This is a genomic window from Xylanibacillus composti (genome assembly GCF_018403685.1).
Classification (GTDB): domain Bacteria; phylum Bacillota; class Bacilli; order Paenibacillales; family K13; genus Xylanibacillus; species Xylanibacillus composti.
Genome location: NZ_BOVK01000038.1, coordinates 51,156 through 70,313, shown reverse-complemented (window position 1 = coordinate 70,313; position 19,158 = coordinate 51,156). Strand labels below are relative to the sequence as shown.

The following is a 19,158-nucleotide window of genomic DNA, read 5'->3' as shown; positions in this document are numbered from 1 at the left end:
CTCGCTGTTCAGTTTTCAAAGAGCATTTGCTTGTCCCGCTACGCCGTTCGGCTTAACGTGGTGACAAGAAAATATACTATCAGATTTGTTCCAGCTTTGCAACCGGAAATTATTCTCAATCAGGTTTTCCCGATCATTAGCCTCACCAGCGTAATTTCCAACGTGACCAGTAGCTCACAGCATGTGCTCCGTTGCAAGTGAAGAATCATCTCACACAGCTATAGCCGTCATGCTCTTTGTCCCGCTTTCGGCGATTACTGGCGGCAAGTGATAATGTATCACATTTGGAGAAGGAATAGCAAGCTCAATTGTTTCATCTTTTACCTCAACTCTCCAATCCGCATCCAAGGGTCAAGGTAACGCCGCTTATGTATGCTGCTTGTCCGATGTCTCATTACTGCTATGTTGTTCAGATTTGGTTTCGTTCCGAGCTTCTTCGAACTTTTTAAGCGCTTCGTCTGAAATGGAAATGGTATCCATATCTTTTTCGACATGATGATCCGGATCATTTCCTTTAACATCTTCTTCCGAATGTTGTTCTTCTAAACGTTTCTTAAGGGCTTCCAGGTTCGTCTTAAGTTGGTTCTGCAAACTCTCGGATTGCCGCCGAAGCATCATATTGCTTATCAATTGTTTTTTCTCCGCAGATGTCAGCGAATCGTTGAATACGATCTTAAAAACCTCATCGAGCTCATTCTTATGTCTGGCATAAGTGTTCAAACCTGTTTTCGCCGCTGCAACATCATGTACACTGGACAACGTTAAATTCCTCCCTTTAAGTAAAGTGCAACTATGGATTACGTTCTATATCGGTAGAACGCTTGCTTGTATTTATATGGATATAAAAAAAAAACAGCCGGCCCCCGAATCGGAGCTCTGGCTGCTTTGTCATATTTGCACCATCACGAACCTGGAATGGAAATATTACAGACCCTTCCATTGCCTAAAAAGCCTCAGTCCATCCCAAGCATCCGGCGCAGCTCTTCCTCATTGTCTACAACGGGAACCCCTAGATCTCGCGCCTTCGCCAGCTTGCTGCCGGCGCTTTCGCCCGCCACCACATAGTCGGTCTTCTTCGATACACTGCCGGTCACCTTGGCGCCCGCTGCCTCCAGCAGCTGCTTCGCCTCATCGCGCGTCATACTAGTCAGCGTCCCGGTCAACACGACCGTCTTGCCGTTGAACGGACTATCCTCCACCGATACGCCGAGCGCTTCCGCCGCCGCGGTGGGTGCCCCGGCTTCTGCCTTTACACCGGCTGCGAGCATGCGGTCAATGCTTTCCTTCATAATCGGGTCGGCAAAAAAATTCACGATACTGTCCGCCACGATCTCGCCGATATCATGAATAGCCACAAGCTCATCCCGATGCGCTGCACGGACTACAGTCAAGCTTCCGAAGTGATCGGCAAGCACCTTCGTCGTTGTCTTGCCGGTGTTCGGGATGCCTAATGCGAAAAGGAACGAAGCCAAATCGCGCGACTTGCTCTTCTCGATGGCATCTAGCAAGTTTTGCGCCTTTTTGTCCCCGAAGCGCTCCAGCTTGACCAAGTCCTCGAACTGCAAGTCGTACAGGTCGGCCGGATCGCGCACGCCCAATTCGGCATGCAGCTGACGCGCAGTCTTCACGCTGAACGTCTCAATGTCCATCGCGTCGCGCGAAGCAAAGTGGGTGATCCGACCGATAAGCTGCGGCGTGCAGCCAAGGCGGTTTTCGCAGAACAAGTGCGCGCCGCGCATGACAAGGTCAGAGCCGCAGGCCGGGCAATGCTCCGGCACGACAACTACCTCACCGTCTGCCTCTTCCGTCACTTTCCCCAAAATCTCCGGAATGACATCATTGGAACGGCGAATGTACACGAGAGAGCCCAAGGCATGCTTGAGCTGTTTGCGCTCAATATCCCCCGCGTTGTTCAAGGTGCAGTTTTGTACGGTGACCCCTGCCAGCTCCACTGCCTCAACCTTGGCAACTGGCGTGATCTTGCCCGTCCGGCCGACCTCCCAATTCACTTCTTTCAAAATCGTCGTAGCTTCTTCCGCCTCGAACTTAAAAGCTACCGCCCAGCGAGGAAATTTCTCCGTATAGCCCAGCACTTCGCGGGTTCGCATATCCGCCAATTTGACAACAGCCCCGTCGATCAAGTAGTCCAGCTCGTGACGGCGCGCCACGATTTGCTCCAGTTCTTCCGCCACTTCCTCAATCGATGCACAGAACCGAATGAATGGATTCACCTTAAAGCGATTGTCCTTCAAAAACGCAACCATTTCCTGATGATCGGAAAATGACACGTTATCGCTGTACCCCACATTGTAAATAAAGGCATCGAGCTTCCGCGAAGCCGTCACGGCCGGATTCAAGTTCCGCAGCGCTCCTGCGGCAGCGTTGCGCGCATTTTTCAACGGTTCTGCCGCTGTCTGGTTATAGGCTTCCAGCGTGGACAAATGCATGATGCCTTCGCCCTGTACCTCAATCGTCCCTTCTGTGTACGGTATCGTCAGCGGGATGCTGCGAATCGTGCGAACCTGCGGCAAAATACCTTCCCCGACAACGCCATTGCCGCGAGTCGCCGCCTGGACCAACCGTCCATCGCGATAAGTCAAATTCAACGTAAGTCCATCATATTTCAGTTCCACTACAAAGGAAGGCACCGGCAGCGGATGATCCGGGTGCTTTTCGTTGTAATCCCCGACCAGCTTCTGCACACGGGTATGCCAGGCGAGCAAATCCTCTTTGTCCTGTGCTTTGTCCAAGCTCCAGAGCGGGGCCAGATGGCGGTGCTCGTCAAAGCCCTTCAGCAGCTCGCCGCCTACCCGCTTCGTTGGCGAATCGTCCAGCACTTGGCCCGATTCCTTCTCCAGCCGCGCTAGTTCATCGTAGAGCTTGTCATATTCTGCATCCGATACGAGCGGATCGTCCAGCGTATAATAATGATAATTAAGACGGTTCAGCTCCGCCACCAGCTGCTCCATACGCGCGATTGCATCGCTCACGTTCGATCCCTTCCTTTTACGGCAAATTAATTGAACTTCCTGCCCTACACCTTCGCAATCGGAGCAAACCGCGCCAGCAGACGCTTGATGCCCACAGGAGCCGGGAACGCAATTTGCAGCTCGGTATCGTCGCCGCTGCCCTTCATGGACACGACCGTTCCGGTTCCCCACTTGTTGTGCGATACCTTGTCCCCGACAGCAAAGTTCTTGTCGCCTGCTTCCGCACCTCCGCCAGAGGCTGACGCAGCATCGCTGCGTCCTGCGGGACTCCAGGTCACACGCGATTGTCTCAAGCCGGCACTGCCTGCAGCCCCGCTGCTAGCGGTCCGGGACACGAAGCTGCGGAAATCCCGCTGCGGCGACACATCCTCCATTACATCATCCGGCAACTCCTTCAAAAACCGCGAAGGCAAGTTGGACATCGTGCGGCCGAACAGCGTGCGCATCTGCGCGCGAGTCAAGTACAACTGCTCCTCCGCTCGGGTAATGCCGACGTAAGCAAGCCGGCGCTCTTCCTCCATCTCCTCCGGCTCCTCCAGCGAGCGCATATGCGGAAAGACGCCTTCCTCCAGCCCTGCCACAAACACAACCGGGAATTCCAGTCCCTTGGCACTGTGCATCGTCATCAGGATAACCGCATCCTTCAGCTCCTCGCCGTCATTGTCCACCGTATCGATATCGGCGATCAATGCCAGATCGGTCAGGAACGCCACGAGCGACCTGTCCTCGTTCCGCTTCTCAAATTCCTGGGTCACGGACAGAAACTCGTCGATATTCTCCAGCCGCGAACGCGACTCGAGTGTTCCTTCCTGCTGCAGTTCAAGCCGGTATTCCGTTCGCTCCAGAACTTGCTCGGTCAGCTCGGTCACGGATAAATAATCCGCCTGCGCAGCAAGCTGCTCGATCATTTCACGAAAATCCTGCAACACTCCCGCAGTTCTGGCCGTAATGCCAATAGCAAATGCATCCGCCGCAGCTGCAAATAACGAGATGCCTTCAGCTGCAGCATAGGCAGCCAGCTTATCCATCGTCGTACCGCCTACCCCGCGCTTGGGCACATTCACGATGCGGGCAAAGCTGATATCATCGTCCGGGTTGGAAACAAGACGCAGGTATGCGAGCAGGTCCTTGATTTCCTTCCGCTCATAAAAGCGGATGCCTCCGACGATTTGATAAGGGATATCGGATTTGATCAAGATTTCCTCCAGCACCCGCGACTGCGCATTCGTGCGATAAAGAATCGCATGGTCGAAGTAGCGCTTTCCTCCGTTTTCTACATTTTCCCGAATTGATTTAGCAATGAAGTACCCCTCGTCATGCTCGGAATCCGCAGCATACAGCCGTACCTTCGGGCCTTCCCCGCGATCGGTCCACAAATTTTTCGGTTTGCGCCCGGTGTTGTTGGCGATAACCTGGTTGGCTGCCTTAAGAATATTCGCCGTGGAACGATAGTTCTGTTCCAGCATGATCACGTCGGCTTCCGGATAGTCTTCTTCAAAGTTCAGGATATTGCTGATATCCGCTCCGCGCCAGCGATAGATTGACTGGTCGCTGTCCCCGACCACGCAGATGCGGCGATGCTTGTCCGCAAGCATGCGGCATAGCATATACTGCGCGCGGTTCGTATCCTGATATTCGTCCACGTGAATATAGCGGAACTTGTTCTGGTAAAATTCCAGCACCTCCGGAACCTCGGTGAACAGCTCAATCGTTTTCATGATCAGATCATCGAAGTCCAGGGAATTGTTGCTCTTCAGCTTTTTTTGATAAAGCTTATAGACCTTGGCCGCCACTTCCTGATAGTAGTCGCCGATTTTTTGCTCGTATCGCTCTGGCGTCAGCAATTCGTTCTTCGCTCCGCTGATAAGGGACAGGATGCCGCGGGGATCGAATTTTTTCGCATCGATATTCAGCTCTTTCAGGCAGTTCTTAATGACCGATTGCTGATCGCCTGCATCCAAAATGGTGAAGTTCGAGCGGTAGCCGATCCGTTCAATATCCCTGCGCAAAACACGCACACACATGGAGTGAAACGTCGAAACCCAGATGTCCGCGCCGGATGGACCGACCAACCTGGATACTCGATCCTGCATCTCGCGCGCTGCTTTATTGGTAAAGGTAATCGCCAGAATGCTCCACGGCGCCGCCTTGTTCGCAGCAATAAGGTATGCAATGCGATGGGTCAGCACACGCGTCTTGCCGCTGCCCGCTCCGGCCATGATCAACAACGGCTTCTCGGTGCTTTCGACCGCTTTTCGCTGCTGCGGATTCAAGCGACTGACCGCTTCTTGTATATCGACTGATTCCTGAAACATATAGCAAAAACCCCTTTGTTCAAATAAGTCCCGTTTATTCCTCCAGTACCCGAACCGTTTCCAACGCTGCATCCAGATCTTCATAAAGCGCATTGCCTACAACGATCGTATCAGCTGCTTCCAACGCCGCTTGGGCAGATGCCAGGTCGTGAATGCCGCCACCGTAAAATAACCGTGCTCTGTCCAGTTCGCGCTTCGTCGCGCGAACGAGGTCCAAATCACCCAGCTTGCCGCTGTATTCAATATAGAAGATGGGCAGGTTCATAAGCGTTTCCGCCAATTTGGCGTAGGCTGTGACATCATGCACGTCCAGCGAAGTGTTCGCCTTCGTAACCGCTGCAGCCGTGCTCTCCTCATTCAAAATAACATAGCCTTCCGGAACGATCCATTCCCAGGGAAGTCTCGTGCCATAGGTACGGATCGCCTGCTGTTGACGGCCTACTATCATATCCGGATCACGGCTGTTCAGCACCATAGGAATAAAGTAAAAATCAAAGCCCGGCACTACCGCTTCCTGATCGCTCACTTCAAGCACGCAAGGCAAGGTGTATCGCCGTATGCGCGAGAGCAATTCTACCGTATTCTCAAATGTCACGCCGCTGGAGCCTCCCACCAGGATTGCATGCGTTCCCGACATGCATATTCGCTCCAATGCATCATCTGTTATGTCACGTTCCGGGTCCAACTTGAACACATGCCGCCACTCGCGGACAACACCGGCTGCTTCCACACCACTTGCCCCTTCCTGCGTCGCTTTCCTTACTCCAATGATGATTATACCATGAGTCTAAGTCAGGTGGAGAGGAGAGTCAAATGTCGAAAAATCGAGCAGGTCCATGCAGTCCGTGCAAGCACAAAATAGCAGCAGCACCCTCCAAGTATGGAAGGTGCTGCTTGCAATGCAATCTCTTTCTTTATGGCTGCACGGTAACAGGCACATAGTCAAAATCCGGAATCAGCGCACCTGCTGCGTCAGTAAATTGTAGCGGGTCTTCCCCATTTACTTTCGTGTATTTGACACGAACTTGAACGCCGGTTTCCATCGCTTCCCGAATATGCTCGTCATATTCGCTGTGGAAATGAACCCGCAGTACATTCGTATCTTCTTCCATGTAAGCGCTAAATCCTCGCAGCGCATACTCGATGCCATCCACTTCCACTGCCAGTCCTGCTACTAAGAAGCTGCTGAAATACCCCCGGAATCCCTCGGCAAAAGTTAGTAGCAGCGTCTTATCCCAAACGCTGTACACGGCGCTTGGAGCGCCGGGAGCCGGCAATACAGTGACTTCATCCGATTGCAGCTGCGACGGATAGTGATCCTTGGCCCAGCCAACAATACCTGATGCATCCATCGTAACCGCAACATCACCCGCCGGCAATGCTTCATTAAACTTCAGCTCATACCACAGCGTATCATACGTATACCTATAAGTCGACCGATCTGGCACTCGAATCGAGCCGCCTTCCGTCTGGACAGTGAACCTGGCAACATCTGCTGCATTGAACCCGCTATTGTCGTACGGGTTCCAGCCCGGCTCGATTTCCAGTAGCACATGCTTTCGGTCGGAGCTGATAATCGTATTCAAGATTTCCCCTTCGCCAGCGATCACGTGCTCGGCTTCAAATTTTTCCACTTTATTTCTGGCATCCGCCGTATCCTGCAGCGCATTGCCCGTATAGGTAACTGTCAGATTCTCCACTTCATTGGCCGCAATGCCGGAGACAGCCAATTTGACATAAGAATCGGCATAGTTCGCCGTCTGGCCTTCATAGTTGTACAAGGAAACTCCGTTAACCGTTCCGTAGTTCAAGGCAAAGTCCCCTGGCGCCGGAACACTGCCCAAATCCAGATGCTCATGGAAGTACAAGTACAATTCGTCTCTTGCAGCATTGATATAAAAGCCGCGTTTCTCAGGTGCTTTTGTATCGAGCGCTTCGACCAACTCTTTGTCGAAAACGATCGATGTTACCTTCTCAGATGTATAGTCATTATTTCGATCGACGATTACAAATTCAACCCGCGCATCATGATCATACAACGGAACCCAAGTATTGAAATCAAAAATCTGTCCGGGATCGTCTACTTTGAAATAAGGCCACCTATCGGCATAAATCACCTGATCGACACCGGCCCGCCCCTCGAGTACTGCCTTCACACTCGCTTCCCAGCGGCCGTTGTAGGAGTTGACGATCATAAACACTTCGGCAGGCTGATCCAGTTGGAAACGAACCCATATGGTGCCGTCCTTCATATACGCTTGCGGATAGTTGTCCGCAAAGTACGGATCGATAAAGCCCTCAAGCTCAACATTGTCTGTCCCTTCCGCACGAACGATAAGTGAATACGTCTTCGTTCCGGACGCCAGACCACTCAAAGTCGCCGTCAAGGTGACAAACTGATCGTTCTGCGGATCACGTACAACGATGCCATCCGAGGTAATTGCCGCTTCATTATCCGACGTCCATGTGATCTCCACACCAGGGAAGTCGTCCAATGCGGTTACCAGATTCAAATCGGAAATGATATTGTTGCGATTACTGTTCGCCTTCAAGAACAGCTCTTCAATCGCGGCAAAAACTTCATCCGGATCTACCGGCAGCGCAATCGGTCCAAACGGCGGGCTTACCGCAAAACCCCCTACCTGTAGTTGATCCGCACTAGCGATAACCTTAATATATTTCCCGCCATCGTCAGCCGTTGTTTCGTAGACTGGCAAATGGGCGCCTTCAATGCGTTCATACAATCCTTCAGCCTGATCCCCGCGTAGCCATTGATAACGGACATTCCCGTTCACAGGCGTCCCTTCATAAGAAAGCGTCCCTGCCGTCAACTCTGACCCGACAGTCGCTGATCCTGTAATTTCCTTCATGCCGGACAACCAAGCAGTTCCTGCCGGAATAAACTGAAGATCTAACGTTGTCGTTGTGAAATGGTCATGCTTAAGAACAAGCTGGTAATGCTGGATTGCTTCCGGATTGCCTGCATCCATTGTCAATACCAGACTGCTTGGATGACTGGACAGTCCGTGGCCGAACGCGGCTGCATGTGCATAAGCAGAACCGGTAACGGTCGCCTGAATACCGGTACTATCAGCGAGGGGCTGCCCTTCCTGGTCAAGCACATGAATAACCAGCTTCAGATAGCGTTCACCTGCATCTCCAGTCACTTGCATACCTGCTTGCCCAATTGCCATCGCATGATGGACTGCCGCTTGATAGACAGATGCAGTCACACTTGTAGTTTGTACATTGCTGCTGTTTGCAAGAATTGCTGCATTGTCCGCAACTTCGGAATCGGCAATGTCCGCCGTATACGGTTCCAACGCAAAACCGAGTACGGGCTTGGTCACAAGAACCGTGATTTGGTCGGTCCTGCCACCGTCTTGGGTTGTAACGCGCACATCCTTGGCACCCGGACCTACCGCTGTAACCAACCCATCGCTACTGATGCTGATCACATCGTCACTGCCGTCGACCACTGACCAAGCAACCTGCCGATTCGTTGCATTCGCCGGTTGGATTGAAGCCGTCAACTGATAGGTTTGCCCAACAACAAGCGATACTTGCTCTTGGTCAATAGACACCCCCGTAACAGCCACCTGTCTGTTTCCGCCAGATCCTCCGCCGCCTCCCGAGCCGGGGCTGCCTGCATTGCCATTCCCAGCCGGTCGACCATCGACAGTCACATTCGTCCCGTCTCCAGCCGTAATGGACTCAATTACTGCCTCACCGTTTATGTTCGTGTCCACCTCTGCGACCAATTCTTTAATCGTCCCATTTGCCGTAATGGAAGCGGATTCCGAACGATTGATAACCCGATTAAAGACGCCATCGAGTACGATCTGGTGGCCTGCAACAACTTCTTCGGAGATTTCCACAACTTCAAATCCTCCGCCGACCAGTTCCCTGGTTACCAGCATCGCACCGCTTTCCAGAACAGTCAGCGATACGGAAGTATTCCCTGTGGCCAGAATCCGCACTTGACCGTTGTACTTGTTGACTATAAGCGCTCCATGCACTTGTACATTGTTGAACAATATGGAGTTGATCCCTCCGCCATATACATGAACGGAACCCTCGATTTCCACATCTTCCAGGATAACGTCTCCTTCGCCCACACCCTGTGCAATATACAGATCGCCTGAAATCTTCATGCTTTTCAGCGTAACATCCGCTGCATTGATTACCACATTTCCTGCGACATCATGTTGGTATGTACCCGCATGCTGGATCAAGGACTGGATCGCCTGGTCAAACAATGCAACCGCTTGCGCGCGGGTCAGCGATTCCGCGGGGCGAAACGTCTGGTCTGGCATGCCGCTCAGCCAATTAAGAGACATGAGCGCCCGCACTTCATTCACAGCCCAATCCGCAATCTCTTCTGCATCCTTGAAAGAAAGCGCCTCGCTCTCGGCTTTAGCATCCAGAGCTTTCGCCACCATCACCGCAGCTTCTTGACGAGTAATTTTTTGTTGCGGCATAGCCTGCCCGTCATAGCCGTTCATCACGCCGGCGGCATGCAGCTTCAAAATCGGTTCATAATACCATTGGCCTGACACGATATCGGCAAATGGGTTCGAACCTGTCTGCGTATACTTCATGATATTGTTCAACATGACAGCAAATTCAGCCCGCGTCACCGGATCATTCGGGCGAAATCCCCTCTCGTCTCCAACGACGACGCCTTGCTGGTTCCATGTTTCGATGGGAGCCTGCGCCCAGTGACCCTCAACATCGTCGAAAGATTTCGCCAACGACACAGGCATCGCCGCAGTTCCAATTACAGCAACGACTAGCATGAATAAAAACAGTTTTCTTCTTAATGCACTCATTTACGTTGATTCCTCCTCATGATTGTCATCCCGATACAATTGCTATAAGATAGTAATAGCTAGCTATCAGGATTTGGAAGCGACGCTTTCCTAATGCTAGTCATCCACAGTGGCTTCGAGCTGCGATCTGACAGAGGAGGTACTTTTCTTGTTTGCATCTGTTGTGGACACCCCTTTCTTTAAAGACATGATTGCAGAATCGCACAAAAAATTAGTAGAATCGATGTTTACGGAGAGACATTATCCTAAAGGACAAGTGCTTTATTTCCATGGTGATGAAGGCAATGAAATGTACATTGTCAAGTCAGGCACGCTCAAAATATATCGACAGAATGAAGAACAAGAAATTATTTTCGGTCATCAATTTCCGGGTGAGGTAATTGGCGAGCTGGAAGTATTCCATTACGACAATCGCCGTACCGCATCTGTCGCCGCCCTTGAGGAAACCGTCCTCTGGATGATCAAAAAACCGGATCTGCTGGAACTGACCAAGCTTTATCCCGACATTTTGCGGAAAACCATATTTATTCTGAGCGAGCGACTGTCCCAGGCGGATCGCAAGGTTGAATATCTGGCCTTTCTCGATATCCGCGTGCGTGTCGCTAATCTGCTTATTGATTTGTATATAAATTTTGGTCTTTCCACATCGGAAGGGTCCAAAATCAATTGGAAATTCACCCAACAGCATCTCGCAAGCATGATCGGCTCCGGCAGGGAATCTACCGCCCGCACTATGAAAGAATTGCAGCGAGAAGGCATACTGGACATCCGGCGAAGGTATATCTACATTTTGGATATACAAGCTTTGCAAAATATTGCTGGCCGCAAAGCGGATATGGATGAAAATAGCAAGTGGCACAATACTCATGTTTATGATAGCTCAAGCAACTGAGCCTTTCAGTATCGCATTCGACAAAATGCTTGCGACTTTTTTCCTCATTCATTTGAGACTTAAGTCACAGTTTTCGATGCCATGTAAAAAAGGACGCCGTCACATTACTAATGTGACAAGGCGTCCTTTTTTGTGATACAAGTTATTTCACCAGTTGTCCGCGGGTCACACCCAGCTGATTCGTAGCCTTCAGCTTGCGCCACACTTGAGTGCCCGATATGCGTCCGGCCAAAGCTTCGCCGTACAGCATCAGAACCTCGCGCACCTTGTCCGCCGACTCTTCCAGAAATTCGATGCGGAAACGATTGACCCCCAGCTCCAGAAATTGCGGCAAATACTCAGACCCGGACTGCTCGATCGCATTATAGACAGTATTGCGGCAGCCCTCATCGACTCGCACCGGGTGATCCATGCCGATCCTGTCTTTCAGGCTGACGCGATGCTGCTCGCAGGGACGTCCGCAGTTCGTATAATCGGTTCCTTCGCTCAGGAAAGTGCAGTAGACGCAGTGCTCGGTGTGGAACATCGGCAAATGCTGATGCAGCACGAGCTCCAATCGGAACGTATCGGTTCGGCGCATCAAGTCGATCATCTGCTGGATGTTCAAGTCATAAGACGGCGTGACCCGTTCGCAGCCGGCATCGTGCAGCAATTGGACTGTTTTGTGGTTAGCAGCATTCAATGAGAAGTCGCCGACCAACCTTGGGAACGCCGCGGCTTCTCCCGTTTCCAGCCGCTTCTTGTTTAGATAATACAGCGCACCGGTATTGCGCACGAGAATCGCATCTGGCTGCAGACGCAGCATATGCTCGAAGTATCCGGTTTCCCCCGGCATGTGGATGCGCGGCGTCACCAGTCCAATCTGCTGTCCGGCGGCACGGGCCGTCTCTACAGCAGCTGGGAATTGCTTGATAAACTCGAAATCTGCATAAATCATCGCAGCGCCATGCTCTGCTGCCGCCCGAACTTGATCCAGGCTTCTGCACAGCACGGTCAGCGCAGGAGAAGCCGCCAACGCTGGCCGCTGCGCCCCTCTGTCGAAGCCATCGGCATACGGGTCCACTTTGCGCTTCATATAAATTGGCGGCTGCTTGCGCAATTCCTCCAGTTGTTCTACCGCTTCCCGACGCATTCGGTTCAGCTCGCTCTTCGGCACAATCACATCGCCCTTCAATTGGACCTCCACTGCGTCCAGCTTGTACAAGGTGCCGCCTGTGCGACCGAATTGCTCGCGCAGCAGCTCTTCGTCCAGCGGACGCTTCAATGCCGTCTCCAGCGGCATCTCCGATTCAAGAATGACCGTCTTGCCCTTTTCCACGTCTGTCCACCATGTTTTCATGGGTTGCCCTGCCGAACCCGTGACCCGCACATGCAGCGGGAACACGCGATAAGGCCGCTCTGTTTCAAAGGATTGCCGCAGTCGGCGATCCAGAGCCGGATCGTTCGTCTTCCAGATCCGATCACCCACATGCACGCGCTTCACATTCACATCATGGCGACCCGGCACAATTTCCACCTGCCAGCCTTCTCCCGCTTCGCCGTCAAGCTTCTGGCCATTCCGCCGCAAATCATACACGCGCCCGCCTTCTTCTTCCTGTGTCGGATCTCCGGCATCGAATACAATGCCGTCTCCGCGCTTCAGCGGGGCTTCCAGCTTGCACACAACACTGTCACGATGGACGGTAAGGACCGTGCCCAAATAAACGCCCCGACTCTTCGGAAAGGTTCCGTCAACCAGCTGCTTGTTGTTCGTCCCTTTCAGAAAGCCATGAGTGAAGCCGCGCGAGAAGCTTTGCTGCAGCTCCCGCATCTCCTCCCGGCTGGGTCCCCCTTGCTTGCCCGCATAATAGTCGTCAATCGCCTTGCGGTACTTGCTCACCACATTGGCTACATATTCGGCACTTTTATATCGCCCCTCAATCTTGAAAGAGCGAACGCCCGCTTCAATCAGCTCCGGTATCAGATCAACCGCCGCCAAATCCTTGGGGCTGAGCAGATACGCCACGTCCCCCATGGGCTTGACGTCTCCGTCGACAACCATGTCATATGGGAGACGGCACGCCTGCGCGCACTCTCCGCGATTCGCCGAACGACCGCCCCACATTTCCGAGGTCAGACATTGACCGGAGTAGGACACGCAAAGCGCGCCGTGCACGAACACTTCCATCGGCAGCTTGGCCTGCTCGCCGATCTGGCGAATTTGCTTCAGGTTGTTCTCACGGCCGAGCACGACGAGCTCCAAATCCCAAGGCTTGATAAATTCCACGGCCTCCGGCGACGTAATGGTCATCTGGGTGGAGCCGTGAATGGGGAAATCCGGCGAGATTTCCCGAATCATCTTGACTAGGCCCAAGTCCTGCACAATGACCGCATCCACGCCGGCGTCGATGCACGCTTCTACAAGCTCCTGCGCAGACAGCAGCTCCTCTTCAAAGATCAAAATGTTAAAGGTCAGAAAGCCGCGAACGCCGTAGCCGCGCAAAAAGCGCATAATTTCCGGAAGCTCGTCCATCGTAAAATTTTTATTCCGCGCACGGGCATGAAATTTCTCCACGCCGAAGAATACGGCGTCCGCTCCGTTCGCTACCGCCGCACGCATGCCATCCCAATCGCCTACCGGAGCCAACAGCTCCACGTCTTTTTTAGTGCCGGTTCTAAATTGCCCCGCTGTTGTCAGCACTTCTGGCATACCGGTACCTCCGTTCATATGGATTTTTCTATTCATAACGGTTCACCAATCAACCATTTCAAACCTGCCGCCTAACTGTTAACCGCCAATGCGCATATGCTTCATCATACCAACCTTGACGAATCCGCACAACAATAGCTCTTCAACCTCAAAATCGCATACAATCCCGGCAACTTTCCGCATTTTGATCCTATTTCGGGCAATGCTATAATGGGATGTGTATATGTCTATTATACCGTTCTTATCTTATACGGAGGTGGAACAGATGAAACTTGGTGTTTTCACAGTATTGTTCGCACAAAAATCCTTTGAGGAGATGCTCGATTACGTCAAAGCCAAAGGGCTTGACGCAGTGGAGATCGGCACAGGAGGCTACCCGGGCACTGCCCATTGCGATCCGGCGGAACTGCTTGCCGATGAAAGCAAGCTAAAAGCGTTCAAGGATGCAGTCGAGTCTCGCGGACTGATGATTTCTGCCCTCAGCTGCCACGGCAACCCGCTCCACCCGCAAAAAGCGATTGCCGAGCCTTTTCATGACACATTTGTAAAAACGGTCGATCTGGCTTCCAAGCTCGGAGTCCCTGTAGTCAACACTTTCTCCGGGTGCCCCGGCGACCATGAAGATGCGAAATACCCGAACTGGCCCGTTGCTCCTTGGCCGAACGATTACCAAGAAATACTCGACTGGCAGTGGGAAAAGAAAGTCATTCCTTATTGGACCGAGATGGCAAAATATGCTTCCGATCGGAATGTAAAGATCGGTCTTGAGCTGCATGGCGGGTTCTCCGTACATACACCTGCCACTCTGTTAAAATTGCGTGAAGCTGCCGGCGAAGCAATCGGCGCCAACTTGGACCCGAGCCATATGTGGTGGCAGGGCATCGATCCTGTTCAAGCCGTTCAGATTCTTGGTCGCGCAGGCGCCATCCATCACTTCCATGCCAAGGATACGACCATTGATCCCGTCAATGTCAACATGCACGGCGTCACAGACATGCAGCCGTATACGAACATGCTGGATCGGGCATGGCAGTTCCGTTCAGTCGGCTTTGGCCACGATCTCAAAGTATGGGCGGACATCATCAGCGCATTGCGCCTTGTCGGCTATGACTATGTCGTCAGCATTGAGCACGAAGACGGCCTTATGTCCGTGGAGGAAGGCTTTAGCAAAGCCGTGGCAAACCTGCAGCAAGTGCTTATTCGCGAACCGCTCGGGGAAATGTGGTGGGTTTAACTTCATCGGATGTCCTGCAGCACCTGTAAAAAAAAAAAGCCGTTCCAGCGATGGAGCGGCTTTTTTCTCTGCACAAATAAAAAACAGCACCCCCGAACGGTCACTCCGTCCAAAGACGCTGTTGCAGCAATGTTGCCGATTAAATGGCCCCCGTGCCTACATGTGTGTCCGGATTAGGACAACTTGCCCATCCAGTTGGCCACAACAAGCCCGTCCAGCAGCAGGAAGGTAGCCAACGCTACAAATGCGAATCCGATCGCGAACAGATTCTTCTTCTTGGCTGTGATTAAGCGGATAAATCCGATTGCAATGATTATGGAAAACAGGATGACAAAAATGTCAAATCCAAAAAAGTTCGTGGTCTCCGCTAAAAACATAGGTTTTCCTCCTTTTCCGCTCAGGCAATAGCACTGATATATAGTGTAGCGGTTTTGGGACGGCGAGGCAACGGGTAGTCGTCAATTGTAACAAGTTTGTCACGATTTCCTTTGCCCCCGTCAGGGTTGCCCTGAATTGCCGCTTTCGTCCTCACTTATTTTATAATAATCCGCTGCTACTGTAAATCATTTCATTCCCCTTGGTCAATGTGCTGGCCCGGCTTATGAATGATCAGATGCTTGCGCATATGAGGCCTGTCTTTATACGATAACCAATTGTGCCACTTTTTATGACAAGAGCGACCAGAAAGCGCCATCGCAATCTTCTAGCAAACCGTGTGCAACCTGAAAGGAAATTCAATATTCTTACAAAAAGTTCTTTCGTTTTTACGCAAAATAACCGATAATAGAAGAAAGAGAGAGCAGGCGGATAGAGGGGATGAGAGTCATGGCTACCGTTATGGTCGTCGACGATGTTCCAATGATGCGCGATATGTTGAAAGACATCGTGCTCGATTGCGGACATACGATTGCCGGTGAAGCCTCTAACGGAATGGAAGCATTGGAGCTATATCGTTCTTGCCGACCCGATTTGGTCACGATGGATGTAACGATGCCGGAGATGGATGGCGTTACCGCGCTGAAGCACATATTGCAGTTTGATGCGAATGCCAAGATTATCATGTGTTCCGCTATCGGTCAGCAGAAGGTTGTGCTGGAAGCGATCATGAGCGGCGCTAAGGACTACATCATTAAACCATTTCGCCCGGAAATGGTCAGCAGCGCAATCGCGCAGGTCATCTCCAAGGGCACAACACCTACTGAAACTATCCTTGAAAGAACCTCATAATGAATGCGGATAGCTAATGAAAGAGCTGTTCCTTCAGCATAACGCTGGGAACAGCTCTTCTTATTTCCGCATGGTCCTTGGCCAAGCAGAGTCAGCGGAACTTACTTGGCGCCAACTGCTCTCGCTTGCATGCTCCGCGCTCGATCGCGCTCGAGCACAGGCTTCAGATACTTGCCTGTATAGGATTGTGCTGTGTCCATGATTTTCTCCGGTGTCCCCTGGGCAACGATTGTTCCTCCGCCGCTGCCTCCTTCCGGACCCAAATCGATTAAATAGTCTGCCGTCTTAATCACGTCGAGATTATGTTCGATAACCAAAACGGTCTCTCCGGAATCGACCAGGCGATGCAGCACTTCCAGCAAGCGTCGAATGTCATGGATATGCAAGCCTGTAGTCGGCTCATCCAAAATATAAAGCGTTTTGCCCGTGCTGCGGCGATACAGTTCAGACGCCAGCTTCACCCGCTGCGCTTCCCCGCCTGAGAGTGTCGTAGCCGGCTGGCCCAGGCGCATATAGCTTAAGCCTACATCCAGCAATGTCTGCAGCTTGCGGTGAATGCGCGGAATGTTCTTGAAGAACTCGCATGCATCTTCAATGGTCATGTCAAGAATGTCGGAGATGCTCTTCCCCTTATACTTGACTTCCAGCGTCTCCCGGTTGTAGCGTTTGCCCTTGCATATCTCGCAAGGCACGTACACATCCGGCAAAAAGTGCATCTCAATCTTGATAATGCCGTCGCCGCGGCAAGCTTCGCAGCGTCCGCCCTTCACGTTGAAGCTGAAACGCCCCTTCTTGTAGCCTCGTACTTTTGCTTCCGGCACGGCGGAGAATACATCGCGGATATCATCGAATACCCCGGTGTAAGTTGCCGGATTGGAGCGCGGCGTGCGCCCGATCGGCGACTGGTCGATGTCCACCACTTTCTCAATGTGCTCTAATCCGGAAATAGACTTATGCTCACCCGGACGCACCTTTGCCCGGTTAAGGTCACGAGCCAAGGCCTTGTACAGGATTTCATTAATCAGCGTGCTCTTGCCCGAACCGGAAACCCCGGTGACGCAAGTAAAGACGCCAAGCGGGAACTTGACACTCACGTTTTTCAGGTTGTTTTCCTTCGCTCCCTTGATCTCCAGCCACTTGCCATTCGGCTTGCGCCGCTCATCGGGCACTGCGATAAACTGTGCGCCGCTGAGGTATTGGCCTGTAAGCGAGTCCGGGTTCGCCATTACTTCCTGCGGCGTGCCCTGCGCAATAACACGGCCGCCGTGAATGCCCGCTCCGGGACCAATATCGATAATATAATCGGCCGCAAGCATCGTATCCTCGTCATGCTCCACCACAATAAGCGTATTGCCCAAATTCCGCATATGCTCCAGCGTGCGGATCAAGCGGTCGTTATCGCGTTGATGCAAGCCAATGCTCGGCTCGTCCAGAATATAGAGTACCCCCATCAAGCTGGAGCCGATCTGGGTTGCCAGGCGGATGCGCTGAGCCTCCCCGCCGGATAACGTACCCGCAGCACGGCTCAGCGTCAAATAGTCGAGGCCCACGTTGACGAGGAAGCCCAGACGTTCATTAATTTCCTTCAGGATGAGATTCGCAATCATCTGCTCCTTGTCATTCAGCTTCAAGGAGGCGAAAAATTGCTGCGCATCCCGGATCGACAACTCGGTCAGAGTCGAGATATTTGCATCGCCTACCGTTACTGCAAGTATCTCCGGCTTAAGTCTGGCACCCTTGCACGCTGTGCATGGCTTGGCGCTCATATAGCCTTCGATAAATTCCCGAATGCCTTCCGAGGCTGTTTCCCTGTAACGGCGCTCCAAATTCCGGACAATCCCTTCAAATGGAACCATCGCATCGCGACTGATGCCGAAATCATTCTCGTAACGGAATCGGATCTTCTCCCCGCCTGTCCCATATAAAATCTTCTTCATCTGGTCCTCAGAGAGCTCGGATATCGGCTTGTCTGTCGAAATGCCGTAATGCTTGCACACCGCGGCAAGAAACTGCGGATAGTAGTTGGAGGTGCTGCCTGCCCATGCCTCGAATGCGCCATCCTCGATGGACTTGCTCTTGTCCGGCACAAGCATGTCCGGGTCCACGTTCATCTTGCTGCCGAGGCCGTCACATTCCGCACATGCCCCGAACGGACTGTTGAAGGAAAACATGCGCGGCGACAGCTCATCCATACTGAAGCCGCATTCCGGACAAGCAAGGCTGGAGCTGAAAAGCAGTTCTTCCTTTTCCATCACATCAACAAGCACACGCCCTTCCCCAAGCTGCAAGGCAGTCTCCAGAGAGTCGGCAAGTCGAGTCTCGACGTCCGCTTTCACCACGATACGATCCACCACAACTTCGATGGTATGCTTCTTGTTTTTCTCCAGCTCAATCTTCTCACTGAGGTCGCGGATCTCCCCGTTAACTCTAACACGCACATACCCTTGCTTTTGAATATCGGCGAGCAGCTTGGCGTGCTCTCCTTTTCGGCCGGACACAAGCGGCGCCATTATTTGAAGGCGTGTGCGCTCCGGATATTCCATGATGCGGTCGACCATTTGCTCCACAGTCTGGGAGGTGATTTCGATGCCGTGCGTCGGACAATGCGGCCTGCCGATTCGCGCGAACAGCAGCCGCAAGTAATCATAAATTTCTGTAACGGTTCCGACAGTCGAGCGCGGATTTCGGCTGGTTGTCTTCTGATCTATGGAGATGGCCGGAGACAAGCCTTCGATGGAATCGACATCCGGCTTGTCCATCTGACCCAAAAATTGCCGGGCGTACGCCGACAGCGATTCCACATATCGGCGCTGCCCTTCCGCATAAATGGTATCGAAGGCAAGCGAGGATTTCCCCGAGCCGCTCAATCCGGTCAGCACGACAAACTTGTCCCGCGGTATCGTTACGTCTATATTTTTCAGATTATGGGCTCTCGCCCCTTTGATAATGATTTGATCCTTGGCCACACCGTGCCACTCC

Annotated in this window: 12 protein-coding genes; 4 read left to right on the top strand and 8 right to left on the bottom strand. The window is 52.4% G+C overall.

The genetic code is table 11. The features are described 5' to 3' along the window. The coding region (locus tag XYCOK13_RS14100; protein ID WP_213412809.1) for a hypothetical protein at window positions 1-201 on the top strand (201 nt) is incomplete at its 5' end. A gap of 165 nt (window positions 202-366) precedes the next feature. Here XYCOK13_RS14100 and XYCOK13_RS14095 read toward each other — a convergent pair. From XYCOK13_RS14095 to XYCOK13_RS14075, 5 genes are all read right to left on the bottom strand, one after another. Continuing rightward, window positions 367-759 (bottom strand): hypothetical protein, encoded by a 393-nt coding sequence (locus XYCOK13_RS14095; RefSeq protein WP_213412808.1) that lies wholly within the window; start codon window positions 757-759, stop codon window positions 367-369. A 194-nt stretch (window positions 760-953) separates the two neighbouring features. Then, window positions 954-2,969, bottom strand: a complete 2,016-nt coding sequence (gene ligA / locus XYCOK13_RS14090; RefSeq protein WP_213412813.1) for an NAD-dependent DNA ligase LigA — start codon at window positions 2,967-2,969, stop codon at window positions 954-956. A 65-nt stretch (window positions 2,970-3,034) separates the two neighbouring features. Further along, on the bottom strand, window positions 3,035-5,305 hold the full coding sequence (gene pcrA / locus XYCOK13_RS14085; RefSeq protein WP_213412807.1) for a DNA helicase PcrA: 2,271 nt from the start codon (window positions 5,303-5,305) through the stop codon (window positions 3,035-3,037). A 34-nt stretch (window positions 5,306-5,339) separates the two neighbouring features. Then, window positions 5,340-6,035 (bottom strand): heptaprenylglyceryl phosphate synthase, encoded by a 696-nt coding sequence (pcrB, locus tag XYCOK13_RS14080; protein WP_213412806.1) that lies wholly within the window; start codon window positions 6,033-6,035, stop codon window positions 5,340-5,342. Window positions 6,036-6,219: 184 nt separating this feature from the next. Continuing rightward, the gene (locus tag XYCOK13_RS14075; RefSeq protein ID WP_213412805.1) at window positions 6,220-10,137 is read right to left on the bottom strand and encodes an S-layer homology domain-containing protein; all 3,918 of its coding nucleotides are present in this window, start codon (window positions 10,135-10,137) and stop codon (window positions 6,220-6,222) included. A 148-nt stretch (window positions 10,138-10,285) separates the two neighbouring features. On the opposite strand from XYCOK13_RS14075, the gene XYCOK13_RS14070 reads away from it, so the two are divergent. Beyond that, the gene (locus XYCOK13_RS14070) at window positions 10,286-11,029 is read left to right on the top strand and encodes a Crp/Fnr family transcriptional regulator (protein ID WP_213412804.1); all 744 of its coding nucleotides are present in this window, start codon (window positions 10,286-10,288) and stop codon (window positions 11,027-11,029) included. Between the two features lie 142 nt (window positions 11,030-11,171). On the opposite strand, the gene XYCOK13_RS14065 is transcribed toward XYCOK13_RS14070, so the two are convergent. Further along, window positions 11,172-13,718 (bottom strand): U32 family peptidase, encoded by a 2,547-nt coding sequence (locus XYCOK13_RS14065; RefSeq protein WP_213412803.1) that lies wholly within the window; start codon window positions 13,716-13,718, stop codon window positions 11,172-11,174. Between the two features lie 265 nt (window positions 13,719-13,983). On the opposite strand from XYCOK13_RS14065, the gene XYCOK13_RS14060 reads away from it, so the two are divergent. Beyond that, on the top strand, window positions 13,984-14,952 hold the full coding sequence (locus XYCOK13_RS14060; protein ID WP_213412802.1) for a sugar phosphate isomerase/epimerase family protein: 969 nt from the start codon (window positions 13,984-13,986) through the stop codon (window positions 14,950-14,952). Window positions 14,953-15,125: 173 nt separating this feature from the next. Here XYCOK13_RS14060 and XYCOK13_RS14055 read toward each other — a convergent pair whose 3' ends face one another. Then, a complete protein-coding gene (locus XYCOK13_RS14055; protein ID WP_213412801.1) occupies window positions 15,126-15,329 on the bottom strand; it encodes a hypothetical protein in 204 nt (67 codons plus the stop codon). 448 nt (window positions 15,330-15,777) lie between these two features. Here XYCOK13_RS14055 and XYCOK13_RS14050 point away from each other — a divergent pair, with 448 nt between their 5' ends. After that, on the top strand, window positions 15,778-16,179 hold the full coding sequence (locus XYCOK13_RS14050; protein ID WP_213412800.1) for a response regulator: 402 nt from the start codon (window positions 15,778-15,780) through the stop codon (window positions 16,177-16,179). Window positions 16,180-16,280: 101 nt separating this feature from the next. Here XYCOK13_RS14050 and uvrA read toward each other — a convergent pair whose 3' ends face one another. Then, window positions 16,281-19,145: an excinuclease ABC subunit UvrA gene (gene uvrA / locus XYCOK13_RS14045; protein ID WP_213412799.1), complete on the bottom strand. Its 2,865-nt coding sequence runs from the start codon at window positions 19,143-19,145 to the stop codon at window positions 16,281-16,283. Window positions 19,146-19,158 lie beyond the last annotated feature (13 nt).

What these genes read in the sequence shown, in the direction of transcription:
- XYCOK13_RS14075 (WP_213412805.1), bottom strand. Translation starts at nt 10,137, where the DNA reads ATGAGTGCATTAAGAAGAAAACTGTTTTTATTCATGCTAGTCGTTGCT.
- ligA (WP_213412813.1), bottom strand. Translation starts at nt 2,969, where the DNA reads ATGGAGCAGCTGGTGGCGGAGCTGAACCGTCTTAATTATCATTATTAT.
- XYCOK13_RS14065 (WP_213412803.1), bottom strand. Translation starts at nt 13,718, where the DNA reads ATGCCAGAAGTGCTGACAACAGCGGGGCAATTTAGAACCGGCACTAAA.
- pcrA (WP_213412807.1), bottom strand. Translation starts at nt 5,305, where the DNA reads ATGTTTCAGGAATCAGTCGATATACAAGAAGCGGTCAGTCGCTTGAAT.
- XYCOK13_RS14050 (WP_213412800.1), top strand. Translation starts at nt 15,778, where the DNA reads ATGGCTACCGTTATGGTCGTCGACGATGTTCCAATGATGCGCGATATG.
- XYCOK13_RS14060 (WP_213412802.1), top strand. Translation starts at nt 13,984, where the DNA reads ATGAAACTTGGTGTTTTCACAGTATTGTTCGCACAAAAATCCTTTGAG.
- XYCOK13_RS14055 (WP_213412801.1), bottom strand. Translation starts at nt 15,329, where the DNA reads ATGTTTTTAGCGGAGACCACGAACTTTTTTGGATTTGACATTTTTGTC.